A 6,003-nucleotide genomic window follows, 5' to 3' on the forward strand; every position below is an offset into this window, starting at 1 on the left:
AAATTTTATTATTCCTCAAAAAATTACAACAACAAATTAACAATGTATGCGACAAGGGTACTAATCAATTGAATGCATAGTTCCTATTTTTAAAACATTAATACCTAAAGGGGTCCTGACGTCAAAATGCGGATATACATGTTTATCAAGGCCTAAATTAAAAAAAGATAAATAAACAAAAAGGACATTACATATTTTATATGACTAATATGTAATGTCCTTTTTCTCTGAAACAGAACAAAAAACGGGATAGTATTAAATAATATATTCGAATATCATAAAAATAAAGGAGGAATTAACATCACAGAAGATAGCTTGACACTCCCAACCATAAAAGGGCAAGCTAGCTAACATCGGTGGGATGAAATTGTGGTATTTTGAAAAGATTTAACTATTTTAGGAAATGGAATATATAATAAAAAGGCTATGTGCATACACACCCTTCTTTGTGTGGCATTAAAATAAAGTTACAACGTTTGTAAGAAAGTCGTATTGTTTATAAAAAAGATGAACTGAAATAACTTATCTAAGTGGCGAAGGGATTTCAGTTCATCTTTTTTATATCAAAGGAGGGAAGCGTATGTATATTTTAATCGGGGGTGGACTTTTAATTGTAGTTCTCGTCTTTTTATTAGCAGAAAAAATCACTCCAAACTCCACTATGATGGTAAGTTTTCAAGGGAAACAACTGAAAAAGTTTCTTTTAGGATTAACAGCTATTGGTGTTCTTTGTACTGCTTACGGAGTATATCAGAAAATGACATATAAACTTCCCTTTGTTGATATTACGGTAAATAATGAGAAATATACTGTCTTTGGAAATATTGGTGAGTTAGGATATTATTCCGATGAGTTGATTAAAAAAGGAAAAGAAACGCACATGTATATAACAGTTTGGGAAGATATTCGCTTAGCGGATGCTCGAATGGTTATCACTTATCCATCTGGAAAGGTGGAAGTTTGGGAGCCGCAAATGTCTTTGCTTACAGGTACAACGAAACAAGACGTGAATAAAAAGTTTAAGATTAAAGAAATTTATGAGATGTCTCCTTACACGTTTAAAGAATCCGGAAATGTAAAAGTAACCTTAACAAATGGAGCGGATACAATTGGGAGCATGTCAGTGAAAGTGCAAGAATGATTTTCGAAGTGCGTACATTTTGCTTTTTATACAAAAGGATTCACTACACTTTTTGTCGAATTTACAGGAAATAGGTGAATTTATAGTATTACTAATAAAGTGTAGATAAGAAAGAAGGGATTCGTAGTGAATTATGTAGTTATAAAAAGTCATAGGACGAACTATTCGAATCCTATTAGCTTAGTTCAGGGGCAGTCATTTATTATTGGTGAAAAATATAAAGGGCCGGAGAAGTGGGATAATTGGTATTTTTGTACAACAGTAGATGAAAATAGTTCAGGTTGGGTTCCAGCGCAACTTATTGAATGGAAAGGGTCTGAGGGTGTTGCTAAGGAAGATTATACCGCAAAAGAGTTGAATGTTGATGAAGGGGAATATTTAGTGGGTTTAAAAGAACTTAATGGATGGGTTTGGTGTCAAAGTGTTCTAACTCTTGAAGAAGGATGGATACCGAAAGAAAATGTAAAACTTACTATATAAATAGTAAGAAGACTATAAAAGTGATAAGAAAAGCTATCAATCAGAGAAAATGAAAACTCTCAAGAATGGGGAGGCTGGAGCAGTGATTTATGTGGTTCGACACGGACAAACAGATTTGAACAAAGAAGGAAGACTGCAAGGGAGAGCTGGATTACCTTTAAATGAATACGGTATAGAGCAAGCGAAACGTTTAAGAGACAAATTGGAAAATATAAAATTTGACTACGTATTTTGCTCTCCGCAAGAAAGAGCAATTCAAACAGCGGAGATCGCAACAGGTATAAAAGTAATAATTGATGAAAGACTTGATGTTTTTGATTTAGGAGAAGCAGATGGATTAAAAAAAGGTGAAGTAAAAATGGCTGGAGCTATGCTAGATTCCAGTGTTTATAACGGTGTTGAAGAACCTAATCGTTACTTGAAAAGAATTTTTGGCTTTATGGATGAACTTGAAAGTAAATATGGTAAAAAAGAGTTAAACATTTTATTATCTGGGCATAGATGTACAACAGGCTGTATTGCTGCTTATTTTGAAGGGCTACCAGAAGACAGTAATATTCTTAAACTTTCATCAAATAATGGAGAATATAAAACATACAACTTCAAATAATCTCAAAATTTCGAAATAAGGAGAAACTATATGATTAAAGCCGTTATTTTTGATTTAGATGGAACTCTATTAGACAGAGACCATTCTCTAAAACTTTTTATTAGAAATCAATATAAAAGGTATATCGATGAATTTAAGCATATATCTGAAGAACAATATGTAACTAGGTTTATTGAATTAGATCATAAGGGTTATGTGTGGAAAGACAAAGTATATGAGCAATTGCTGAGAGAATATACTATTTCCAGTTTAACTTGGGAGCAATTATTAGAGGATTACATAAATAATTTTCAACATCATTGTACACCTTTTCCTCATATGGAGAATGTTTTACAAGAGCTGAAAAATAGAGGGCTCTTATTAGGTATGATTACAAATGGGTTTACTGAATTTCAATTACTGAATATTCGTGCTCTTAAGATTGAGAAATATATGGATACTATATTAGTGTCCGAGCAAGAGGGGATGAAAAAACCACAAGCTGAAATCTTCCTAAGAGCTTTAGAAAGATTAGGTGTCAAACCTGAAGAAAGTATATACATAGGCGATCATCCAGATAATGATGTAATCGGGGCTAGGAATGTAGGGATGCATGCAATATGGAAGAAGGATATATTTTGGGAACAGCCGTTTACGGATGAACATGTTATTGAGGATTTAGAAGAGTTGTTGTCCAAAGTTAATACATTCCAAAAAGTTTAATACAACAAAGGGTACAGAGAAATAAAATAACATTAAATTAAACATAGTTGTAATAGAAAAATTTGTTTAGGTGTTTTCTCAATAAACGAAAGAGCGATTCGTTGTGGGATTGTTGAGAGGTTATATGTATCAAGGAAATCAATCAAATGATGTTTTCGTTTATTCCATTTTGCAGACGGATTGGAAGAAAGAGAGTAATCTTTAATGTCGAATATAAAATTATAAGAAAATGAAGGGGATTTGTTTTGAGTCAAAATAAACGAGCACAAACGGAAAAAAGACTATCAAGAATACAGAAAATGAAAAAATGGGCTAGGAATGTAAAGAAACAACTTCTTGTACTATTTTTAGCATATCGAGATAAAAGAGTTCCTTGGTATGCGAAGTTATTTACGATGCTTGTAGTTGCTTATGCTTTTAGCCCTATCGATTTAATCCCAGATTTCATTCCAATCTTAGGGTATCTTGACGATCTCATTCTTGTTCCTTTAGGTGTATACTTGGCGTTAAAACTTATCCCTGAAGAAGTATTAGAGGATTGTAAAAGAAAAATAGAGGAAGAATCACTTGTAAATAAACCTAAGAATTGGATAACGGCATTTCTTATCGTATACATTTGGCTAATTGTTTTTATATGGATTGGAAAACTTGTTTTATCATATATGGCTCATTAATGGGTTTACTTAAATAGATGAACTTGTTTCCGTGATAGAAAACAATGTTGGTAAAGACTTGTAGTGGATTCGACCAAACGGACCTGTTTGTAAGTTGATGATAGCACTTGGTTGGAAGGGATGAAGGAATTTATTTAAATTTTATAAGAGAGAGAGGAAAGTGGGATGTCGAAAAACAGAAAAATTGGTGTGAGCTGTTTATTACTGAGCAGCGGCGCAGGGCTGAGTAGTTTTTCATTGAAAGGTATCCTTCCTTATTCGGGAATTATTGGTTGGACGTTAGCCGTTATTTTTATTTTAGCAAGTGCTCACTTCATTGGGAAGGATATCAGTAAGTCGTAGTATTATACAATTCACCAACAGGAAACTCCTGCATTTTTAAGAGAATATGCTTTTCTCCCAAAGAGAATATTTCCATCTTTCTCCGTATAAGCTAAAATAAAGAAAAACTTTCATTTTTGAGGACCTGAGGGACAAAGATAAAATATAAGGAATGATGTAAATGTGGAGAAAAATAGCAATTGTTGTTGTGTTATTAGGTTTAGCTGGTTATGCAATCTATCAGCAGTTTGGGAAAGAGAAAGTAGAAGTAGCAGATAATCAAGAGCAAAGTACAAAGAATGAGAAAGAAGTAATTGCGCAAAATGGTATTGAAATTGGAAAAGTGGCACCTGATTTTGAATTGTCCAAGCTTGACGGTACTAAGGTAAAGCTTTCTGATTTAAAGGGTAAGAAGGTGATTGTGAATTTTTGGGCAACATGGTGTGGTCCATGTCAGCAAGAAATGCCAGATATGCAGGAGTTTTATAGTAAATACCAGAAGGATGTCGAAATATTAGCAGTGAATTATACAGCGTCAGAGGGATCTGAAGGGAAAGAGAAGGTCCGAAAATTTGCAGAGGGGAAAGGGATAACCTTCCCGATTCTTCTTGATACAGATATAAAGGTAACAACTACTTATAAAGTCATTACGATTCCAACGTCCTATTTTGTTGATACAAAAGGTGTGATCCAAGATAAATTTACTGGACCGATGACGGTGAAGGAAATGGAGAAAAGGGTTGCGAATTTAAAGTAAAAGATGAGAGTAGGAATGGGATGTGTACCATTCCTATTTTCTATTTAAAAGCTATATACAAGGGAGTTAAAAAATGACATAAAAGTTCCTTTCTTTTTAGATGTGCGAGAGCATCTGGCTGTGCATAGAAGCGTTCATGGCCTTTTTCTACCACATGCAAGGTTTAAAACAAAAGGAGTAAGTCAGTAGCGGTCATATTGTATTCTACATAGCAGCGACTTAGATGGAGAAAAATATATAATTGAGTTTCTTATATTAAGTTATAATATAAATAAAAAAGCTGAGGAGAAGGTTATGGGAACTTTTACAGGAGATTATGTTGTAATTGATTTTGAAACAACGGGGTTCAATCCTTATCAAGATAGCATTATTCAAATGGCTGCAATTCGATATCGAAATCATATATGTACAGATCAATTTGTTTCGTATGTGAACCCAGAGAAAATGATTCCAAGTCGCATTACAATGTTGACAGGGATTCGAAATTTTGATGTCGTAAATGCGCCGACAATTGATATCATATTACCAGAGTTTGTTTCATTTCTTGGAGAAGACACTATTATTGCTCATAATGCTTCTTTTGATATGAGGTTTTTAAAGTGTAATATGGAACGATTAAGACTTGGTACGCCAAAAAATGTCGTGATTGACACACTTAGTTTAGCAAAACGATATATAAAACATGTACCAAACCATAAATTGGAAACTCTCAAACGATTGTTACAAATTGAAGTAGCCTCTCATAATGCATTAGATGACTGCTTCACTTGTGCAGCTGTATATCAAAATTGTGTAGAGCTAAAGATTGGAGAAGAAAAAAAGAAAGATACAACAAAGGAAGAAGAAAGAGCATATGAGATTGTAAAAGAAATATTGGAAAAGCATAATAAAGATACAACAGTCATTCGTTCTGCCAGTGTCGGGAATTATTTGGACGTTAAAGCAATGTATTCATTTGTAAGAATGAAGCTAAAGGGCAGAAAAAGATACGTATTAACAAATAAAGAACAAGATGAAATCGTAGCATTGTATCCAAACGTTATATGTGAAGCTGCTACGAAAAGTGAATGGGGCCTTACAAGAATCATGATTGATGGGCCTGAAGATTTAATTGCTTTTGAAGGTGTGATTCTTGAGGCGTATGAGGAAATAAATCAAATATTGCAGCGTTCTTAAAGTGAAGTTAGTTGAATTGTATGTACGAAAAATAAAGTGAAACTTTAATCAGTGGGGGTTTTCTTCATCCCCCACTGATTATAAGCCCTCACCAATCGGGCTTTTACGGGCAGTTTATCTCCCACCTAACTTCTTAAGAAAG

The 6,003-nt window shown here is 33.6% G+C and carries 8 protein-coding genes; all 8 read left to right on the forward strand.

The genetic code is table 11. The annotated features are described in order from the left end of the window. The first annotated feature begins 580 nt into the window (after positions 1-580). The 8 genes from MR076_RS25645 (at position 581) to MR076_RS25680 (ending at position 5,861) form a co-directional block, all read left to right on the forward strand. On the forward strand, positions 581-1,141 hold the full coding sequence (locus tag MR076_RS25645; protein WP_242225388.1) for a hypothetical protein: 561 nt from the start codon (positions 581-583) through the stop codon (positions 1,139-1,141). A gap of 126 nt (positions 1,142-1,267) precedes the next feature. Further along, positions 1,268-1,621, forward strand: a complete 354-nt coding sequence (locus tag MR076_RS25650) for an SH3 domain-containing protein (RefSeq protein ID WP_242225389.1) — start codon at positions 1,268-1,270, stop codon at positions 1,619-1,621. A gap of 82 nt (positions 1,622-1,703) precedes the next feature. Then, a complete protein-coding gene (locus MR076_RS25655; RefSeq protein ID WP_242225390.1) occupies positions 1,704-2,231 on the forward strand; it encodes a histidine phosphatase family protein in 528 nt (175 codons plus the stop codon). A gap of 30 nt (positions 2,232-2,261) precedes the next feature. Next, on the forward strand, positions 2,262-2,933 hold the full coding sequence (locus MR076_RS25660) for an HAD family hydrolase (RefSeq protein ID WP_242225391.1): 672 nt from the start codon (positions 2,262-2,264) through the stop codon (positions 2,931-2,933). Between the two features lie 245 nt (positions 2,934-3,178). Beyond that, positions 3,179-3,607, forward strand: coding sequence for a YkvA family protein (locus tag MR076_RS25665; protein WP_242225392.1), 429 nt, complete (start codon positions 3,179-3,181; stop codon positions 3,605-3,607). A 165-nt stretch (positions 3,608-3,772) separates the two neighbouring features. Continuing rightward, positions 3,773-3,949 (forward strand): hypothetical protein, encoded by a 177-nt coding sequence (locus MR076_RS25670; protein WP_242225393.1) that lies wholly within the window; start codon positions 3,773-3,775, stop codon positions 3,947-3,949. 160 nt (positions 3,950-4,109) lie between these two features. Next, positions 4,110-4,685 (forward strand): peroxiredoxin family protein, encoded by a 576-nt coding sequence (locus MR076_RS25675; RefSeq protein WP_242225394.1) that lies wholly within the window; start codon positions 4,110-4,112, stop codon positions 4,683-4,685. A 294-nt stretch (positions 4,686-4,979) separates the two neighbouring features. After that, entirely contained in the window at positions 4,980-5,861 is an 882-nt protein-coding gene (locus MR076_RS25680) for a 3'-5' exonuclease (protein ID WP_242225395.1), read from the forward strand. Positions 5,862-6,003: the final 142 nt, after the last annotated feature.

Source organism: Bacillus cereus group sp. BfR-BA-01380, from assembly GCF_022663535.1.
Classification (GTDB): domain Bacteria; phylum Bacillota; class Bacilli; order Bacillales; family Bacillaceae_G; genus Bacillus_A; species Bacillus_A cereus_BB.

Coding starts and splice junctions, on each gene's coding strand:
- MR076_RS25645 (WP_242225388.1), top strand. CDS start 581: ATGTATATTTTAATCGGGGGTGGACTTTTAATTGTAGTTCTCGTCTTT.
- MR076_RS25660 (WP_242225391.1), top strand. CDS start 2,262: ATGATTAAAGCCGTTATTTTTGATTTAGATGGAACTCTATTAGACAGA.
- MR076_RS25670 (WP_242225393.1), top strand. CDS start 3,773: ATGTCGAAAAACAGAAAAATTGGTGTGAGCTGTTTATTACTGAGCAGC.
- MR076_RS25675 (WP_242225394.1), top strand. CDS start 4,110: ATGTGGAGAAAAATAGCAATTGTTGTTGTGTTATTAGGTTTAGCTGGT.
- MR076_RS25680 (WP_242225395.1), top strand. CDS start 4,980: ATGGGAACTTTTACAGGAGATTATGTTGTAATTGATTTTGAAACAACG.